The sequence below is a fragment of the Coleofasciculus sp. B1-GNL1-01 genome (assembly GCF_040220235.1).
In the GTDB taxonomy this organism is placed as follows: domain Bacteria; phylum Cyanobacteriota; class Cyanobacteriia; order Cyanobacteriales; family Coleofasciculaceae; genus Coleofasciculus.
This window is the reverse complement of the sequence record NZ_JAVJTO010000060.1, coordinates 32,361-52,636: the sequence shown is the minus strand read 5'-3', so window position 1 is coordinate 52,636 and position 20,276 is coordinate 32,361. Positions and strand designations below refer to the sequence as shown.

General features: G+C 45.3%; 6 protein-coding genes. All 6 read left to right on the top strand.

Annotated features, from left to right (window positions below):
- Positions 1-9 precede the first annotated feature (9 nt).
- The 6 genes from RID53_RS15185 (at position 10) to ectB (ending at position 20,250) form a co-directional block, all read left to right on the top strand.
- Entirely contained in the window at positions 10-6,039 is a 6,030-nt protein-coding gene (locus tag RID53_RS15185) for an SDR family NAD(P)-dependent oxidoreductase (protein WP_446388902.1), read from the top strand.
- An 81-nt stretch (positions 6,040-6,120) separates the two neighbouring features.
- The gene (locus tag RID53_RS15180) at positions 6,121-7,089 is read left to right on the top strand and encodes a sulfotransferase family protein (RefSeq protein ID WP_446388901.1); all 969 of its coding nucleotides are present in this window, start codon (positions 6,121-6,123) and stop codon (positions 7,087-7,089) included.
- Positions 7,090-7,180: 91 nt separating this feature from the next.
- A complete protein-coding gene (locus RID53_RS15175) occupies positions 7,181-12,757 on the top strand; it encodes an amino acid adenylation domain-containing protein (RefSeq protein WP_446388900.1) in 5,577 nt (1,858 codons plus the stop codon).
- 78 nt (positions 12,758-12,835) lie between these two features.
- A complete protein-coding gene (locus RID53_RS15170; RefSeq protein WP_446388899.1) occupies positions 12,836-17,410 on the top strand; it encodes an amino acid adenylation domain-containing protein in 4,575 nt (1,524 codons plus the stop codon).
- Positions 17,411-17,464: 54 nt separating this feature from the next.
- Entirely contained in the window at positions 17,465-18,910 is a 1,446-nt protein-coding gene (locus RID53_RS15165; RefSeq protein WP_446388898.1) for a condensation domain-containing protein, read from the top strand.
- A gap of 53 nt (positions 18,911-18,963) precedes the next feature.
- Entirely contained in the window at positions 18,964-20,250 is a 1,287-nt protein-coding gene (gene ectB, locus RID53_RS15160) for a diaminobutyrate--2-oxoglutarate transaminase (protein WP_446388897.1), read from the top strand.
- Positions 20,251-20,276 lie beyond the last annotated feature (26 nt).

Sequence of the window (20,276 nt, the reverse complement as noted above, 5' to 3'; positions counted from 1 at the left end):
AAAGAGAGTATGGAAGCTTACGGAACAGTGGAAGAAATAGCCATTATCGGTATGGCAGGTCGTTTTCCTGGAGCGAAAAACCTTGAAGAGTTTTGGAAAAACCTGCAAGCCGGATTAGAATCAATCTCAATTTTAACGGATGCTGAATTGATAGCATCGGGAATAGATCAGGCAGTTTTAAACAAATTAAATTATGTAAAAACTGGTGCAATAGTAGAAGATGTTGAATTATTTGATGCTTCCTTCTTTGACTTTAACCCTAAAGAAGCTGAAACAACCGATCCGCAACACCGCCTGTTCTTAGAGTGTGCTTGGGAAGCTCTTGAAAAGGCGGGCTATGATTCCCAAAGGTGTAAGAGTCGGATTGGAGTTTATGCAGGTGCAAGTCTCAATAATTATCTGTCTTTTGATGTAAACCATGACAAAGTAGGCTCAGCGAAATGCTACCAGACCTTGATTGGTAATGATAAAGATTTCCTCACGACTCGTGTTTCTTACAAATTAAATCTGACCGGACCCAGTATTACTGTTCAAACCGCCTGTTCTACATCATTAGTGGCGACAACACTGGCTTGCCAAAGTTTGCTCAATTACCAATGTGATATGGCGTTGGTTGGTGGGGTGTCAATCCGAGTACCCCAAAAAACTGGCTATCTCTATGAAGAAGGAGGAACGTTATCTCCCGATGGTCACTGCCGTGCTTTTGATGCCAAAGCACAGGGAATCATCATTGGTAATGGCGTGGGAGTTGTTGTTTTAAAGCGACTGGCAGATGCGATCGCTGATGGTGATTGTATTCAGGCTGTGATTAAAGGTGCAGCCATTAACAACGACGGTTCTTTGAAAGTTGGCTACACAGCGCCTAGCGTGAATGGTCAAGCCGAGGCGATCGCAGAAGCAATGATGCTGGCAAGAGTGGAGCCTGAAACCATTAACTATATTGAAGCCCACGGCACAGGAACAGCCCTGGGCGATCCCATTGAAATTGCCGCACTGACCAATGTTTTTCGTGCCAACACTGAGAAAAAGGGCTTCTGTGCCATTGGTTCAGTTAAAACCAATATCGGTCATTTAGATGCAGCCGCAGGCATAGCAGGACTGATCAAAACCGTTCTAGCTCTCCAACACCAGTCAATACCACCCAGCCTGAATTTCAACGAACCCAATCCCCAGATTGATTTTGCCAATAGTCCTTTTTACGTCAATACTACGCTAACCGAATGGAAAGCAGGATTAACCCCTCGCCGTGCTGGCGTTAGTTCTTTGGGTATAGGTGGAACAAACGCCCATCTGGTTCTCGAAGAAGCCCCAGTGTTGCCACCGTCTAGTCCGTCTCGCCCTTGGCAGTTGTTACTCCTGTGTGCCAAAACGGAATCGGCACTGGAAACTGCCACAGAGAATCTCGCCCAACACCTCAGGCAGAATCCTCACCTCAAGCTAGGGGATGTGGCTTATACCCTGCAAGTGGGACGCCGGGAATTCAACCATCGTCGCATGTTGGTGGGTCAGACGATTGACGATACAGTCAAGTTGCTCGAATCCCTAGAACCCCAGCAAGTTTTGACCCATTACCAAGAACCAGGCGATCGCCCTGTTGTGTTCATGTTTCCTGGACAGGGTACTCAGTATGTGGACATGGGTAAAGAACTATACCAAAGTGAGCCACAATTTCAGCAACAGGTTGACTACTGCTGTGAAGTACTCAAACCGCACTTGGGGCTGGATTTGCGATCGCAAATCTATCCGAACGAATCAGAAGCACTAGCAGCAGCCAAGACACTGAAACAAACTGACATTACTCAACCCGCCTTGTTTGTCATTGAGTATGCCCTAGCTCAGTTGTGGATGTCATGGGGTATTTCCCCCCAAGCCATGATTGGTCACAGTATTGGGGAATATGTTGCGGCTTGCCTTGCTGGTGTAATGTCTCTTGAAGAGGCTTTAGCACTAGTGGCTACCCGTGGGCGATTGATGCAGCAGCTACCCACTGGTGCTATGCTCTCCATTCCACGATCCCAGACAGAGATTAACACTTTACTCAGTGAAGGGTTATCCTTAGCTGCTACCAACGACCCCGCCTCCTGTGTCGTTTCGGGTTCCCATGAATTAATAGATGCGTTTCAAGAAAAACTCGCGGCTAAAGGCATAGACTGTGGTCGTCTTCATACCTCCCATGCCTTTCACTCCTCAATGATGGACTCTATTCTGGAGTCTTATAAGGAACAAGTCAAAAAAGTCAAGCTCAATCCTCCCAATATTCCCTTTATTTCCAACGTCACAGGGCAATGGATTACAGCCACAGAAGCCACCGATCCCAATTACTGGGCTAGACATCTACGACAAACTGTGAAGTTTTCGGCTGGCATTACCCATTTGCTCTGTGAACCCAATCACATCTTCCTAGAAGTGGGTGCTGGACGTACCCTGTCTACTTTGGTGAAAAAGCATTTCAATCGGGCAGATGAACCGATGATACTCTCTTCACTACGTCATCCTAAGCAGGAATACTCCGATGTAAAATTCTTGCTGAGTACACTGGGTAAGCTCTGGTTAAGGGGAGTTCCAGTAGACTGGTCTGGATTTTACGCTTCGGAATACCGCCACCGACTTCCTTTACCCACCTATCCCTTTGAGCGTCAACGTTACTGGATTGAACCCCAGAAAAAATCAAGGGATTCTGCTTCAGCAGACTATAAAAAGCCAGATATTGCAGACTGGTTCTATGTCCCCGTCTGGAAACAAGCGATTACACCGATTCGAGAACAGATAGAGCCAAAAAAATACTGGCTAGTCTTCGTCGATACGGGTCAAATCGGCTCACAAATTGTCAAACATCTAGAACTTGGCAATCAAGATGTCATCACTGTAGTCCCAGGAGAGCGGTTTAGCAAACTTGGCGAAGGCAAATATACTATCAATCCTCAGCAGCCGAATGACTACGACACCTTGCTCGAAGATTTGCAACTATTAGACCAAGTTCCTGACGAGATTATCCATTTATGGAGTCTCACACCGAATGAGCAGAGACAATCGGGAATCGAGTTTTTTGAAAGTTGTCAAAATTTAGGTTTTTACAGTCTGCTGTTTCTGGCACAAGCGATTGGTAAACAAGACATTACTTCTTCCATCAATATCCTGGTCGTCACTAACGATATTCACGACCTTACAGGTGTTGAACGATTAACTCCAGAAAAAGCCACTGTGTTAGGAATGGGCAAAGTTATTCCCCAAGAGTTTCCTAACATCACCTGTCGAAGTATTGATGTTGATCTTCCCGCTTCAGGAACTTCCCAGGAAAATCAACTGATAGACAAACTAATAGCAGAATTGACGGCTAAAGCATCTGAGTTAGTGGTTGCCCACCGTGGACATCATCGCTGGGTACAAACCTTTGAGCCAGTTCATTTGGATGAGAAGGTGGATGGATCAAAAACTCAGTTGAGGGAAGGAGGAGTCTACCTAATTACTGGTGGATTAGGAGGTATTGGTCTTGAGTTTGCCCAATATTTAGCTCAGACAGTGCGAGCCAAATTAATACTCCTAGGACGTTCGGCTTTTCCCAGTAGAGATGAATGGGAGACATGGCTAACAACTCATGATGAACAAGACCCAGTGAGTCGGAAAATACAAAAACTTCAGGTACTTGAAGACGTAGGGGCAGAAGTTCTCGTTCTCAGCGCTGATGTTGCTAGTGAGTCACAAATGCAAGCAGCGATCGCGCAATCTCTCGAACGCTTTGGTCAAATTGATGGAGTCATCCACGCCGCCGGACTTAAATTATTGAGTACGATTAGGGAACTCAATAGAATTGAGTCTGATCAGCAACTGAGAGCCAATGGACATGGACTGTTTGTCTTAGAAAAGGTTTTGCAGGGAATCGAGCTAGATTTCTGCTTACTTATTTCTTCCATATCCTCTGTTGTGGGGGTGTTAGGTATGGCAGCTTATCCGGCAGCACACCTATTCACCGATGCGTTTGTTTACAAGCATAATCAGGAAAACTCTGTTCGCTGGATTAGTGTTAATTGGGATAATTGGTTAACAAGGGAATTAGCCGAGCAATTAACGACTAGACCAGAGATATCAACTGAATTGTTCATGACACCTGAAGAAGGATTGGAGGTATTTAAACGTGTATTATCCTTAGATACAGTGACTCAAGTTGTAACCTCTACTGTCGATATCAACGCGAGAATCGAGCAGTGGACTAAGGGTAAATCTGTAGACGATAATCAAATCAATTCTCCTTCACTTTACTCAAGACCCAGTTTACAGAGTACATACATTGCTCCCAGAAATGAAGTTGAGCAAACTCTTGCCAATATTTGGCAAGAAATCCTGGGTATTGAGCAAATCGGCATCTACGACAACTTTTTGGAGTTGGGTGGGGATTCTCTGCTCAGCATTCAGATTACTGCCAGAGCCAATAAAATGAATCTGCGTCTGACTAATCAGCAGATATTTGAATATCCCACGATCGCTGAGTTGGCAGAGGTAGCCAGCAAAACCGAGACAATTTTAGCCGAACAGGGCATAATCCAAGGACGAGTCCCTCTAACACCGACCCAGCACTGGTTTTTTGAACAGAATCGACTTGACGCCCACCATTGGAACCAGGCAATTTTGCTGGAGGTGCAACAACCTCTGAATCTAGAGCGATTGGAGCAGGTGGTTCAGCATTTGCTCATACACCATGATGCGCTCCGTCTACGTTTTTTACCAGAGGAATCAAGCTGGAAGCAGGTTAATGCCAGTCCTAACGGCGTTGTCCCTTTCTCCAAAATAGATTTGTCAGCCCTATCACCTGAGTTGCAAGAACAGGCTTTTGAGGCAGCCGCTAGCGAGTTACAAGGGAGTTTTAACCTTGGATCAGAACCATTAGTAAGAGTTGCCTTTTTTGACCTGGGGTTGCACAAGCCAAGTCGCCTGCTGTTCATAATCCACCATCTGCTTGTGGATGTTGGCTCTTGGCGAATTTTGCTGGAGGATCTGGAAACAGCCTACCAACAGCTCAGCCAGGGTCAAGCGATTCAGCTTGCGCCTAAGACGACTTCATTCAAACAGTGGGCTGAACGGCTCACGGAGTACGCCCAGTCAACGGAATTGCAACGGGAGCAAGTCTATTGGTTGGCAGCCTCTCGTGAATGGGTATCACCACTGCCAGTGGATGATCCAAGGGGTGATAACACTGTAGCATCAGTTCAGACTGTGTCAGTAAGCCTGAGTGTGGAAGAGACACAGACGTTACTAGAGACAGTCTCAGCCGCCTATCGAGTGCAGATAGAGGACGTGCTGCTTGCCGCCTTAGCACAGGCTTTTGCCAAGTGGACTGGAGTGCGATCTGCGCTTCTCCCAAGGGGAGACGCCAAGGGCGAACGCAGCAGCGCTTCGCTATCGCTGTTGGTTGACTTAGAAGGAAATGGACGGGACGTCATCTTTGATTGTGTGGATGTGTCACGGACAGTAGGCTGGTTTACCACTATTGCCCCCGTGCTTTTGGACATTGGGGAAGAGGCTCAACCCCAAGAAGCCTTGAAGCAGGTGAAAGAGCAACTCCGTAACTTTCCGAATCAAGGCATTGGCTACGGTGCGCTGCGCTACCTGAATGAGGATGAGATCATTACCGAACAATTGCGATCGCTCCCAGAAGCAGAGGTTCTGTTCCTCTATCTCGGTCAATTCGATCAAACTTTACCTGAGTCTTCGTTATTCGAGATGTCTCAACAATTTAGCGGCTCAACTTGCAGTCCCCGTGCCAAGCGAAGCCATCTGTTCGAGATTAATGGGTCGATTGCCCAGAGTCAGCTAAGAGTGGATTGGAGTTATAGCGGGAATGTACATCAAAGGGAAACAGTTGAGGGATTATCTCAAGAGTTTGTAGGAGTGTTGCGATCGCTGATTACCTCCTGTCAATCATCTTCAGTAGAAAACTATACGCCTTCTGACTTTGCACAGTTTAAGTCCAGCCAATGGAACCAAGCTGACCTCGACAACATTCTGGCAGCTATTAATCAATCTGAAGAATTAGATGCTCCCTAGTATCTATATAAATCCTCATTCATCTGTTCAATCATTCTCCTTCATTCAGTTCAGCTAAATTTACCCATAGATCAGACAAGCATGAACAATAGTTTAGAAGAAGCCCTATTAAAGGGAATTAGTCCTCAGACTCAAGAATTTTATCATCTCTATATCCGTCACCTGAATGGACGGATATTCCCCGATAAGTTTCATGAGTATATTCAATCCGCCTATAAAGCGCTTAAAAATCGAGAGTCTTTCAAAACGATAAATAAATATTGCACGTTCATTGGGTCAACGAGAAGTGGTCACAGTCTAATTGCTTCCTTAATAGATGCTCATCCAGAAATGGTCATCTCTGACGAATTAAATGCCATACGATACCTAAAGGATGGATTTAGTCAACAGCAACATTACTCGTTAATTATAAAACTGTCCCAAATCAATGCCCAAGAAAATCGAGAAATGGGAGGATATTCTTATGGGATTTCTAACCAATGGCAAGGACGATTTAGAGAACTTAAGGTCATTGGAGATAAACAGGGACCCGGTGCAACGCTGTGGTTGTATCTAAATCCCAATTTATTCAAGTCTTTATGCACTAAATCCAAACCCTCATCTCAGTTTATTCATGTCATCAGAAACCCTTATGACACCATTACTACATTGATGAAAAAAACCAATCTTCTTAAAAAAGAATCTCTCAACCTCAAATATCCATTCTATCGATATTTAAATAAAAAAACGTTAGATCTGGAAACCACAATAGAGCTATATTTTTTGCTATACAAAGCAGTTGCAGGACTTAAAGAAAAACTCAATTCTAGTAAGTGTTTGGACATTTATTACGAATCATTTATTGAAAATCCAAAAGACCACTTAATAAAAATTTGTAATTTTTTAGAAGTTGAACATCCGAGCGACTACTTAAAAGATTGTGCAGATTTTGTTTATAAATCTCCCCCTAAAAGCAGGCATGGGGCAGATTGGACTCCTAAATTAATTGACCGCGTGAGAATAAATATGGAGTTTTACCCATTTTTTAGTCGCTATTCTTATCAAAACTAATGAACCATTTTTTTAACTAAGTAATCCGTGCAAAGTCTACCCAAGCCGTTAAGTCAATTTGAAAACTCTTGTTCCTAGGCTTAGAAAAACAATGAAAAACGTCGAAGATATCTACCCACTTTCACCCATGCAGCAGGGGATACTGTTTCACACCCTCTATGCCCCAAAATCGGGAATGTATTGTGAACAGTTCCACTTCACCATCCATGGAGACTTGAATATCTCAGCATTCAAGCAGGCTTGGCAGCAGTTGATAGATCGGCATCAGGTTTTACGAACCTTCTTCATTTGGGAAAATGTCAAAGAACCTATTCAAGTAGTGCAGAAACAAACAAAGCTACCCTGGGAACAGCAAGATTGGCGAAGGTTAGCAACACTCGAACAACAAAAGCGCTTAGAGGATTTGCTTAAGGAAGATCGAGAGGGGGACTTTAAACTTTCTCAGGCACCACTGATTAGGTTAGCTTTAATCCAGTTAGCTGAAGATGAATATCAATTCATCTGGAACCGCCACCACCTGTTAATGGATGGATGGTCTACACCTCTAATTTTCCAGGAACTCTTTGCTTTTTATAAAGCCTTTAGCCAAGGTCAAACTTTGCACCTAGAGCAACCCCGTCCTTACCGGGACTATGTAGCCTGGGTACAGCAGCAGGATTTATCTCAGGCTGAAAAGTTCTGGCGGCAACGGCTCAAGGGCTTTACTACAGCAACTTCTCTGAGGGTCGATCGCAAGCCGAGCAGCTCGGTTCGCCAAGGCAACCATTATGACAATCAAAACATTCAACTATCGATAGCAACAACAGCAGCATTGCGCTCTTTTGCTCAGCAGCAACAGCTAACGCTGAACACGTTGATGCAAGGAGTTTGGGCGTTGCTTCTGAGCCGTTACAGTGGCGAGAGCGATGTGGTCTTTGGAGCTGTCATGTCCGGGCGTCCGCCCACTCTAGCAGGAGCTAATTCAATGGTGGGGGTGTTTATTAATACCCTGCCAGTGCGAGCGTACATCAATTCAGATGAATTGCTCTTACCTTGGCTAAAGCAGCTTCAAAAACAGCAAAATGAGGTGCGTCAGTACGAATATAGCCCACTAATAGAAGTGATTAAATGGAGTGATATAGCCCCTGGGTTGCCTCTGTTTGAGAACATATTGAACATTCAGACGTACCCCAGTGATTTTGCCTCGCAACAGCTAAGCGGTAATCTAGAAATTTCTGAAATTCGTACTTTTGGGCAAACCCATTATCCCCTAACGGTGTCGGTGGAAGTGAATTCAGAGTTATCCCTAGAGATTTTCTATGATCGCGATCGCTTCGACAGCGACACAATATCTCGGATGCTGGGGCATTTTCAAACTTTGCTAGAAGGTATTGTTGCCAACCCTGAGCAGTGTCTGGCAGACTTGCCTATCTTGACAGAGGCAGAACGGCAGCAACTCCTGGTGGAGTGGAATGCTACACAGGCGGATTATCCCCAAGATTTGTGCATCCATCAGCTATTTGAAACTCAGGTGGAGCGGATGCCTGATGCCATTGCCGTAGTATTTGAAGACCAACAGTTAACCTACCGAGAACTCAACACCCAAGCTAATCAGCTAGCGCACTATCTACAAAAGCTGGGCGTAAGGTCAGAGGTACTGGTGGGTATCTGTGTAGAGCGCTCCTTGGAAATGGTCGTCGGACTGCTGGGTATCCTCAAAGCCGGGGGAGCTTACGTGCCGCTCGACCCAACCTATCCATCGGAGCGGCTAGCCTTCATGTTATCGGATTCCCAAACACCGTTACTGCTGACCCAAAAGCAGTTACTTCAACGACTGCCTGAACATCAGGGGCATATCATCTGTTTAGATGCAAAAGGGGAAGCTTGGGAAATAATTAGCCAAGAAAATCCTGTGAGCAACGTCACACCGGAAAACTTGGCTTACGTCATTTACACATCAGGTTCTACAGGGAAACCCAAAGGGGTGCAAATTTCTCACAATGCCGTCGTCAACTTCTTGAAGTCGATGGAGTGTAAGCCAGGATTAACAGAGTCTGACACCCTCTTAGCGGTTACTTCCATATCATTTGATATAGCTGCCCTAGAACTGTACCTGACCCTAATGGTTGGTGCACGGCTTGTATTGGTCAGCCGCGAAGTAGCCACGGATGGTAAAAAGCTTAGTGCAAGGCTGACTGCTGCTGGTGCTACTGTTATGCAAGCTACTCCAGCTACTTGGCGAATGCTTCTGGCTGCTGAGTGGCAAGGTAGTTCTCAGTTGAAAATCCTTAGTGGTGGAGAAGCTTTACCCAGTGATCTGGCGAAGCAGTTACTAAAAAAAGGTGCTTCCGTTTGGAATCTTTATGGTCCGACGGAGACGACTATTTGGTCAACGGTTCATAAGGTAGAAGCGACAGAACGATCGGGTGCCTTAGCGAGCATCGGACGACCAATTGCCAACACCCAGATTTATTTGCTCGACTCCCAAGGACAATCTGTACCTATTGGTATTCCTGGTGAGTTACACATCAGCGGTGCTGGACTAGCACGAGGCTACCTCAAACGCCCAAATCTGACCGCTGATAAATTTATTCCCAACTCCTTTGCGTATCTTGATGACCAACCGACGAGAGTTTACAAGACGGGTGACTTAGCTCGTTATCTCCCAGATGGAACAATTGAGTACCTTGGTCGCATCGACCATCAGGTAAAAATTCGCGGCTGCCGCATTGAGCTAGGAGAGATTGAAGCTGTACTGAGCCAACACCAAGCCGTGCAACAAGCTGTGGTTATAGCTAGGGAAGATGAACCTGGCAACCAGCGCTTGGTAGCGTATTTGCTGGCTCAGGCATCGTTAGATGGCATCATTCACGAACTGCGTAACTTATTAGAGGAAAAGCTACCGAATTATATGATGCCGTCGGTCTTTATGCAGTTAGAGGTGCTACCGCTGACACCCAACGGCAAGATAGATCGTAGTGTTCTGCCCGCACCTGATATCGCTAGCTCCTATCTGAAAAGCTCTTTTGTCGCACCTCGCGATTCCCTTGAACAAGAGCTAGCTAGGATTTGGACTCAAGTTCTTGGTCTCAAGCAGGTAGGGGTCTACGACAATTTCTTTGAGTTAGGTGGACATTCACTCTTGGCTACTCAGGTGATTTCTCTCCTACGAAAAACCTTCAAGGTAGAACTGCCGCTACGCTGCTTGTTTGAGTCACCGACCATAGCTGGACTGGCTAAGGGCATCCAAGAGCTAATGAAGGCAGAACTAGAACACAAAGCTTATACCATTGAGCGTGTCTCCCGACAAGCCAAGCAACCCCTGTCCTTTGCTCAACAGCGACTGTGGTTACTAGAGCAACTACAGCCAAACAGTGGTATTTACAATACTCCTGCTGCCGTGCGCCTAGTTGGGGAACTCAATGTCACTGTACTAGAACAGAGTTTCAATGAAATCGTGCGTCGTCACGAAGGTCTACGAACGACCTTTTCCCAAACTGATGGGCAACCCGTTCAAGTGATAACCCCAGCCCTCAATCTGAGCCTGCCCATAATAGATATTTGCGATTGGCCAGAAGCTGCACGAGAAGCTGAGGTTCAGCGCCTAGCTCGTCAAGAAGCCCAACGCCCTTTCAACCTGGTTCAAGGACCACTTCTGCGATACACTCTCCTACGCCTTGACGAGAAAGAGCATGTCCTATTGTTCACAATTCATCACATTGTTTCAGATGGTTGGTCAATAGGCGTGTTGGTACGAGAGTTCGCCGCACTTTACGAAGCCTTTTGTGACGGTCAGCCCTCTCCACTACCAGAACTGCCTATCCAGTACGCAGACTTTGCCGTTTGGCAACGACAGTGGTTGCAAGGAGAGGTACTGGAAGCCCAACTCGCTTACTGGAAGCAGCAATTGGGTGGTAATCTACCTGTGCTGCAATTGCCTACAGTTCGTCCTAGAGAAGAAGTAAAAACCAACCGAGGTGCTACTCAATCGTTCCTAATTCCCGCCAACCTATCCAAAGCGCTCCAAGCACTCTCGCACCAAGAGGGAGTTACCTTATTCATGACTCTGCTGGCAGGTTTTCAGGTACTGCTACAACGCTACACCCATCAAGATGACATTGTTGTCGGTACTGATGTTGCCAATCGTAATCGGGCTGAGATAGAGCCATTGATTGGTTTTTTTGTCAACTTGCTAGTCTTGCGTACCGACTTGAGTGGAAACCCCAGTTTCCGAGAGTTGCTTAAACGAGTACGGGAGGTAGCCTTAGGAGCTTATGCTCATCAAGATTTACCCTTCGACAAATTAGTAGACGCTCTACAGCCTAAGCGAAAATCGAGCCACACCCCTCTATTTCAGGTGTTGTTTGTACTTCAAAATGCCCCGATGCCGCCTTTGGAGTTACCAGGACTAACGCTAAGCCTTCTGGAGGTCGATAACGAAATAGCAAGGTTTGATTTGGTTTTATTTCTGACAGAAACGGATCAAGGGATTGAAGGAAAGTGGCAGTACAATGCTGACTTGTTTGAAGCCGCCACGATCAACCGTATGTCAGGTCAGTTAGAGACGCTACTCAAGACCATTGTGGCGCAACCTGATGCCAGAATAAATACTCTAGACATGAGTACGGAAACTGAAAAAGAACAACAAGCTGTGAAAAAACAGAATAAAATCACAAAACTCAAGCAGTTTTTGGCAGTTCAACCTCAAGCTGTAGACTTATCACAAGAGAAACTGATAAAGACGGGTTATTTACCGACCAAGGAAACATTGCCTTTTGTAATTAAACCGAATATTGAAGAGGTTTGTGTAATACAATGGGTTAAGAGTAATCGGGAATTAATAGAGAGCAAACTCTTAAAGCATGGCGCTATTCTTTTCCGAGAATTTGATATTAACTCAATCTTTGAGTTTGAAAGGTTAGCTGAAGCTATTTGTCCAAGTTTATTTGGAGAATACGGTGATTTACCGCGTGAAGGAGTTTCTGGAAAAGTTTATGGCTCGACCCCCTATCCTTCCGACCAGGCTATCTTATTTCACAACGAAAGTTCTCATCTGCACTGCTGGCCCCAAAAAATCTGGTTTTTCTGTGTGCAACCGTCTCAATCAGGGGGAGAAACGCCGATAGTTGACTGTCGGAAAATCTTTCAATTACTCGATCCAAAACTGCTAGAAATATTTGATAAAAAGCAGTTAATGTATGTCCGAAACTATACCAATGGTTTGGATGTAAGCTGGCAAGACTTTTTTCATACCACTGATAAGAAGAAAGTGGAGGACTATTGTCGCAAAGCATCAATTCATGTTGAGTGGAAACCAGATGGAGGCTTAAGAACTCGTCAGGTGCGTCCGGCAATTATCCAGCATCCTCAGACGGGTGAGTCGGTATTTTTTAATCAAATCCAGTTACACCATGCCTCTTGCCTAAAACCAGAAGTTAGGGAATCCTTACTCTCTACTTTCAGTGAAGATAATCTTCCACGGCATGTTTACTATGGTGATCACTCGCCAATTGAAGATTCTGTCATTGAAGAAATTATGGCAGTTTACCAAAACGCTCAAGTGAGCTTTCCTTGGCAGAGAGGAGATGTGTTAATGCTAGATAATATGCTGGCTGCTCACGGACGCAATCCTTACGTAGGCGATCGTAAGATTGTGGTGACAATGGGTGAAATGGTTCAAGGGGCTTAATTTACATGAGTATTAGGTAAAGAGGATCAAGAGCCTGCTTTATAGATCGTAAACAGCTAAATGAGTAGATGTGTATAAATGCAAAATCAAATTACTAAAGGCTTTCGACTTTCTCCTCAACAGAAGCGTGTTTGGTCATTACAGCAAAATAGTTCAGCTTACTGTGTCCAAGGCGCCCTTCTGCTAGAAGGTCATCTCAAACCAGAGATATTGAACTGTGCTTTACAGAACGTTGTCAATCGGCAGAGAATTCTACGTACAAATTTTAGCCGCCTACCTGGGATAAAAATGCCAGTCATGGTTATAACTGATAGCAGTAGCTGGTCGTGGCACAACATCAATTTGAGTGATTTGGAAGCGGAGGAACAAGATGCTAAAATTGAGTCCCTTTTTCTGGAACAGAGACTCCAAGGCTTTGACTTAGAGCAAGGAGCGATTTTGCGTTCATTTCTACTCAAGCTCTCAGCCACTAAGCACGTTTTGATAGTTAGCTTACCTTCCCTTTGTGGCGATGCTTGGACTCTCAAGAATTTGGTCGCTGAAATTAGTAAGGCTTACTCGGCTTACCTACAAGGTGAGGAAGTGTCCGATCCAGTGGTGCAATATGTTCAATTTTCAGAGTGGCATAATCAGTTACTCGAAGACGACGATGCTGAAGCAGGGAAAGAGTATTGGGAGCAGCAAGATTTCTCAAATGCAAACAGATTAAAGCTGCCTTTTGAGAGCGAATCTTTACCACAGTCAAAATTTAATCCTAGCTGTCTGAGCGTGACGCTTGGCTCTGATGTACTCGAAAAAATTGAGGCGCTGGTGCAGCAGTATGAGACTTCAGCGTCTGTCGTGCTACTCACCTGTTGGCAAATCCTGCTTTGGCGAGTTACAGGACAGTCAGATATTGTCGTCGGCACAATCTACGATCGCAGAGACGGAGAATATGAACCCCTGCATAACGTACTAGGGCTACTTGCTACTTGGCTGCCGATTAAAATTCACGTTGTACCAGATTTGCACTTCACAGAAGCCTTAGAACTCGTTAAAAAAGCGACGGTTGATGCTGAAGAATGGCAAGATTATTTTTGCTGGAATGAGGATAGAATAACGTCTCAAATTGGTTTTGAATGGGTTGAATGGTCGGACCAATGGTTGAGTGCTGGTGTTTCATTCTCTCTTTACAAGCAGTACACCTGTATTGAACCGTTCAAGGTTAAACTGACCTGTATTAGTAGCAACAACTCTCTGAGTGTAGACGTTCATTACGATACTAATTTATTCTCTGTAGATGCCATTCAACGCCTGTCTAGACAGTTTCAGACTCTATTAACCAGTGCGATTGAAAATCCAGAGGCGCTCATTAGTCACTTAGAGATGCTCACGCCTAGTGATCGCCAACAACTTCTGGTCGAGTTTAACCACACCCAGATTGATTACCCTCTAGATCAATGTATTCACCAACGCTTTGAAGAACAGGTAAAAAAGACACCGAATACTATTGCTGTTGTGTTTGAAGACCAACAGTTAACCTATGCCCAGCTTAACCAAAAAGCCAATCAACTGGCTCACACCTTGCAGCAACGGGGAGTCAAGCCAGAAGTGCTAGTGGGATTGTGGGTAGAGCGTTCCCTAGACATGATTGTCGGACTCCTGGGTATCCTCAAAGCCGGAGGCGCCTACTTACCCATCGATCCAGCCTTACCCATTGAGGCTCTAACCTTCCGGTTGCAGGATGCTCAAGTTCCCATCCTCTTAACCCAACAGTCGTTAGTCGAAACTTGTCCAACTCTTGCCGCACAGGTAATCTGTTTAGATACAGACTGGGATACTATGGCTCAACAGAGTGATACCAATCCCAGTAGTGAAGTCACCCGTGAAAATCTAGTCTACGTTATTTATACATCAGGTTCTACAGGCAAACCCAAGGGTGTCGCCGTTGAGCATCGGCAACTACTTAATTATCTGAACGGAATTATCAACCAACTCGACTTACCCAGAGGTGCTAGTTTCGCAACGGTTTCTACCTTCGCCGCCGATTTAGGTAACACTGCCATCTTCTCAGCATTGTGTACCGGGGGATCTCTGTCTATTATCTCCCAGGAGCGGTCAACGAATCCAGAAGCCTTAGCCGATTACTGCAACCATCATCCCATTGATTGTCTCAAAATTGTCCCGTCTCACCTAAAAGCGCTTTTAAGTGCATCTCACCCGGAGAAGATTTTACCCAAAAAGCACCTGATTCTGGGGGGCGAGGCGCTGAGTTGGATATTAGTGGAGAAACTCCAGCAGTATGCACCAACTTGCCAAATTGTCAATCACTATGGACCAACAGAAACGACAATTGGAGTCCTAACTTATTCCATCGAAGATAGAGCAATTTGGGAGCGATCGCAGACTGTCCCCATTGGGCGTCCTCTTGCTAATACTCAGGTTTACATTCTGGACGAGCATTTACAACCTGTCCCGATAGGTGTAGGCGGCGAACTTTATATCGGTGGAGATAATCTGGCGCGGGGGTATCTGAACCAACCCGACTTAACAAACGAGAGATTTATTCCCAACCCCTTTAGCCATGAGTCGGGATCACGGTTATACAAAACGGGAGACGTGGCGCGTTATCTGCCTGATGGCACAATTGAGTTTCTGGGGCGAATTGACCATCAACTGAAGATTCGCGGCTTCCGCATTGAACCGGGAGAGATTGAATCAACACTCGCACTTCATCCGGAAATTGAGCAAGCGATCACCCTAGGGCGGCATGACGAATCCGGAAACCAGCGTCTCATTGCTTACATTGTCCCCCATTCTCAGTCAGATATTTCGGTCAGTGACCTCCGGAACTTCCTCAACGAAAAGCTGCCGGAGTATATGATACCCTCCACGTTTGTACAGCTCAAAGCATTACCGCTCACCCTCAATGGCAAGGTCAATCGCCAAGCGTTACCCGCCCCAGACAACGTTAGACCGGAGTTAGAAGCGAAATTCGTTCCTCCCCGCACCCCCATCGAAGACACGATCGCCAGGATTTGGGCGCAGGTACTGGAAATTGAGCGAGTCGGTATTCATGACAACTTTTTTGAGTTAGGCGGCGATTCGATTATGAGCATTCAAATCATCGCCAGAGTTAACCAGGCGGGTTTACAGGCGACACCCAAGCAGCTATTTGAGTACCCAACTGTAGCGGGGTTAGCCGCCGTTGTCGGTACAACGCCAACCTTCGACGCGGAACAAGGTATGGTAACGGGTTCACTGCCTTTGACACCGAATCAATACGAGTTCTTTGAGCAGAAGCCTGATAATCCGCATCATTGGAGTCAAGGGTTACTCTTAGAAGTCCATGACGCCATGGTTCCGGCTCTCCTAGAGCAAACAGTGCAGGATTTGCTAGAACACCATGACGCCCTGCGCCTGCGGTTTATCCCCACAGAATCCGGGTGGCAACTGGTTAATTCTGGATGGGATGCCGACGAAACCGTGCCTTTCTCCTACATTGATTTGTCGGGTCAATCGGCAGCAGACCAAGACACTGCCATTGACACCACCATTTCCCAACTGCAAGCTAGCCTAAACCTGACGGAGGGTTCCCTATTGCAGGTGGCTCTATTTAATCTAGGTGAGAACCAGCCGCACCGCCTGCTACTCGTGATGCATCATTTAGTGGTGGATAGCGTTTCTTGGGGAATTTTGCTGGCAGATCTTCAGCAAGTCTACCAGCAACTCAGCCAAGGGCAGCTCGTTCAACTGTCTCCAAAAACAACCTCTTTCAAGCAATGGTCTGAGTATTTACACTATGCGCGATCCGCTCAACTCCAGCAAGAGCGCGACTACTGGCTACAAGCATCCCATCAATCTATCTCTCCCCTGCCTGTGGATGATCCAAACGGGGCGAATACAACGGACTGGGTTCAGACTATTGTAGTTTCTCTGAGTGTTCAAGAAACTCATGCCTTGTTACAGGACGTGCCAGCCGCGTATCGTACCCAAATCAACGATGTACTGCTCACCGCATTAGTACAAACCTTTAACCAGTGGACACAGGGACACTCCCTGCTGGTGGATTTGGAAGGACAAGGACGAGACGCGATCGCTAACGATATTGATCTATCCCGCACAGTGGGCAGATTTACAACCCGCTTCCCAGCACTGCTGACCTTAGAAGGGATTCTAGAGCCAGGGGAGGCACTCAAAGCCATTAAAGAACAACTTCGGAGTATTCCGAATCAGGGTATTGACTATGGTGTGCTGCGCTATCTGAACGAGGACAGGTCGATAGTTGCGTCCCTACCCCAAGCGGAGGTGAGATTCAGCTATTTAGACTCGTTTGAGACGGTGTTATCTGAATCCTCATGGTTTGAACCAATCAAGCCGATTCCTGGCATCAACCCCAGCACTAATCGACGCTATCTATTAGAAATCAACGGATTTGTGCTGGAGGAGCAACTCCAACTGGAGTGGACTTACAACGCCAAAATCCATCACCCGGAAACCATCCAACAACTCACGACACGATTTGTCGAGACATTGCGATCGCTCATCACCCATTGTCAATCTGCCAACGCTAGAGATTATACACCCTCTGACTTTCCCAAAGCGAATTTAAACCAAAAAGATCTAGATCAGTTCCTCGCCAAACTCAACCAAAGGACAAATAAAACAAGTTAACCCACATTCGATACCCTTAAGCCACTACTCAGCACTATTTTCAGGAGAGAAACGATGAAAACCGAAAACATCGAAGATATCTACGAACTTACCCCGATACAGAAAGGAATTCTCTTTCATAGTTTGTACGCTCCCGAGTTTGGGCAATATTTTTTCCAAACAAGATTTGCGCTCCAGGGCAATCTTAATTCTGTCGCCTTTGAGCAGGCGTGGCAGCAAGTCGTTTCTCGGCACACCATCTTGCGAAGTGGTTTTTATTGGGAAGACGTTGATAACCCCTTACAAGTGGTGTATAAACAAGTTAACCTGCCCCTAGAACAGCAGGATTGGCGAGGACTAGATCCCGTTGAACAAGACAAACGCTTAACGGCTTTTTTGAAATGCGATCGCCAACAAGGTTTTGATCTATCCCAAGAATGCCAAATGCGTCTAACCTTGTTTCGCTGCGCTGACCAGTATTACCAATTTATCTGGAGCCGACACTTTTTAATCGTGGATGGGTGGTCAGCCCCCATGGTACTGGATGAAGTGGTTCAGTTTTACGAAGCGTTTTGTCAAGGTCAAACGTTATCGTTAGCACCTAGCATTCCTTTCCAAAACTACATCGATTGGTTACAGCAACAGGACTTATCCAAGGCTGAGGTATTTTGGCGGCGGGTACTCCAGGGAGTAAAAGCGCCCACGCCGCTAACCCACTTATATGCTGACGATGTTGGCAGCTTGGCTAACCAAGATGAACAATATAATGATCAACAAATCATCCTATCCGAAGCCAAGACAGCCGCACTACAGTCCCTAGCAAAGCAGCATCAACTAACACTAAATACTTTAATTCAAGGAGCCTGGGCTATACTGCTCAGTCGTTATAGTGGCGAAAAGGATGTGGTCTATGGGTGTACTGTTTCTGGTCGTCCAGCCGATTTGGTCGGGGCAGAATCAATTGTAGGGATGTTGGTGAACACCTTGCCTGTACGAGTCAAGATAAATCCTGAACAGTCTCTGTTATCTTGGCTCAAACAGCTTCAGGCTCAACTGGTAGAAATGCGTCAGTATGAATATAGCCCTCTGGTAGACGTTCAAGGATGGAGTGATGTGCCACGAGGTATGCCTTTGTTTGAGAGCATCGTGGTCTTTGAAAACCTACCTGTACCTCCAAGTTTACGGGAGGGAAACAGAAGTATAGAAGTATCCAAATTTACCAACTTTTACAAAATAAACTATTCCATAACTGTGGTCATTATGCCTGGGTCTTCGTTAGTGTTGGGAATTAATTATGATTTCAGTTGTATTGATGTTGCTACGATTAACGGAATTCTTACCCACTTCGAGATAATACTTCATTGTATGGCAACTCATCCTGAAATCCCGATTAAAGACTTATCGATATTAACCCAAACGGAGCAGCGCCTCGCCTTAGAGTGGGAAAAGGAAATCACCTTCGATTTTGATTTTAAGGAAACATCCCCCATAGACCAAAACCAAGTACAGGTCAGTGTATAAAGCCGACTTCTCTATTGCATCCATTACACCATACGAAAACCGTGAGTAATACCATGAATATTTTTACCCAGCGTGAGTCAAATGTTAGAAGTTATTGTCGGAGTTTTCCTACCGTATTCCATAGAGCAAAAGGGTCTATGGTCTACTCAGAATCCGGAGTAGAGTATATTGATTTCCTATCGGGTGCGGGGGCGTTGAACTATGGACACAACAATGATTATATTAAACAACAAGTGATGTCCTATTTAGAAGCCGACTCTATTGCCCATGGCTTAGATTTATACACATCCGCCAAAGAAAACTTTTTAATTAAATTTTCCGAGAAAGTCCTCATGCCCAAAAACCTAGATTATCAAATCCAGTTTTGTGGTTCCACTGGCACTAATGCTGTGGAGGCAGCTTTAAAATTAGCCAGAAAAGTCAAAAAAAGAACAGGCATATTCTCCTTTATGGGAGCCTATCATGGCATGACCTTGGGCAGTTTAGCGGTTACGGGAAATACAGCAATCCGTTCAGGGACAATTGGCACATCAAATAATGTCACCTTTATGCCCTATCCCTATGGATTTATGAACAATTTTGATACGATAGGATATATTGAATCAGTCCTCAATGATGTCAGTTCTGGAATTAAGAAACCCGCCGCAATCATCTTTGAAACTGTACAAGCGGAAGGGGGAGTTGTTGTCGCACCGATTGAGTGGATGCAAAAACTCAGAGCGTTGTGTGACAAGCATGATATTTTATTGATTTGCGATGATATTCAAGTAGGTTGTGGTAGAATTGGTTCATTCTTTTCCTTTGAACGAGCGAATATCGTTCCTGATATTGTTGTCCTCTCAAAATCTATCAGTGGTTACGGATTTCCCATGTCCCTTTTATTAATTAAGCCAGAGTTAGATATTTGGAAACCTGGTGAGCATACGGGGACTTTTAGAGGAAATCAACTCGCCTTCGTTGGTGGAACAGCCGCTTTAGAATATCGAGAAATTACCAATCTTGAACAAGAGGTTAACATTAAAGAGACTTTTCTAAAAAAGTTTTTAAATGAGCAAATCGCATCAATTCATAACAAAATAGAAATACGTGGTATTGGTATGATTTGGGGAATCGATCTTGCCCAGTTTGAAGATGCCAGTTTGACCAAGCAGATAACTTCCCGATGTTTTGAACGAGGACTAATTGCTGAACGAGTGGGAAGAAATGATACCGTAATTAAAATCTTGCCCCCCTTGACTATTGAAATGTCTACTTTGCAAAAGGGGTGTTCAATTTTAAAAGAAGTATTTGATGAGTGCCTGATTTCAAAAGGGAATGAGCGACCAGTAACAGTGGTATAGTTAAAAATGGCACATTGAAATGACCA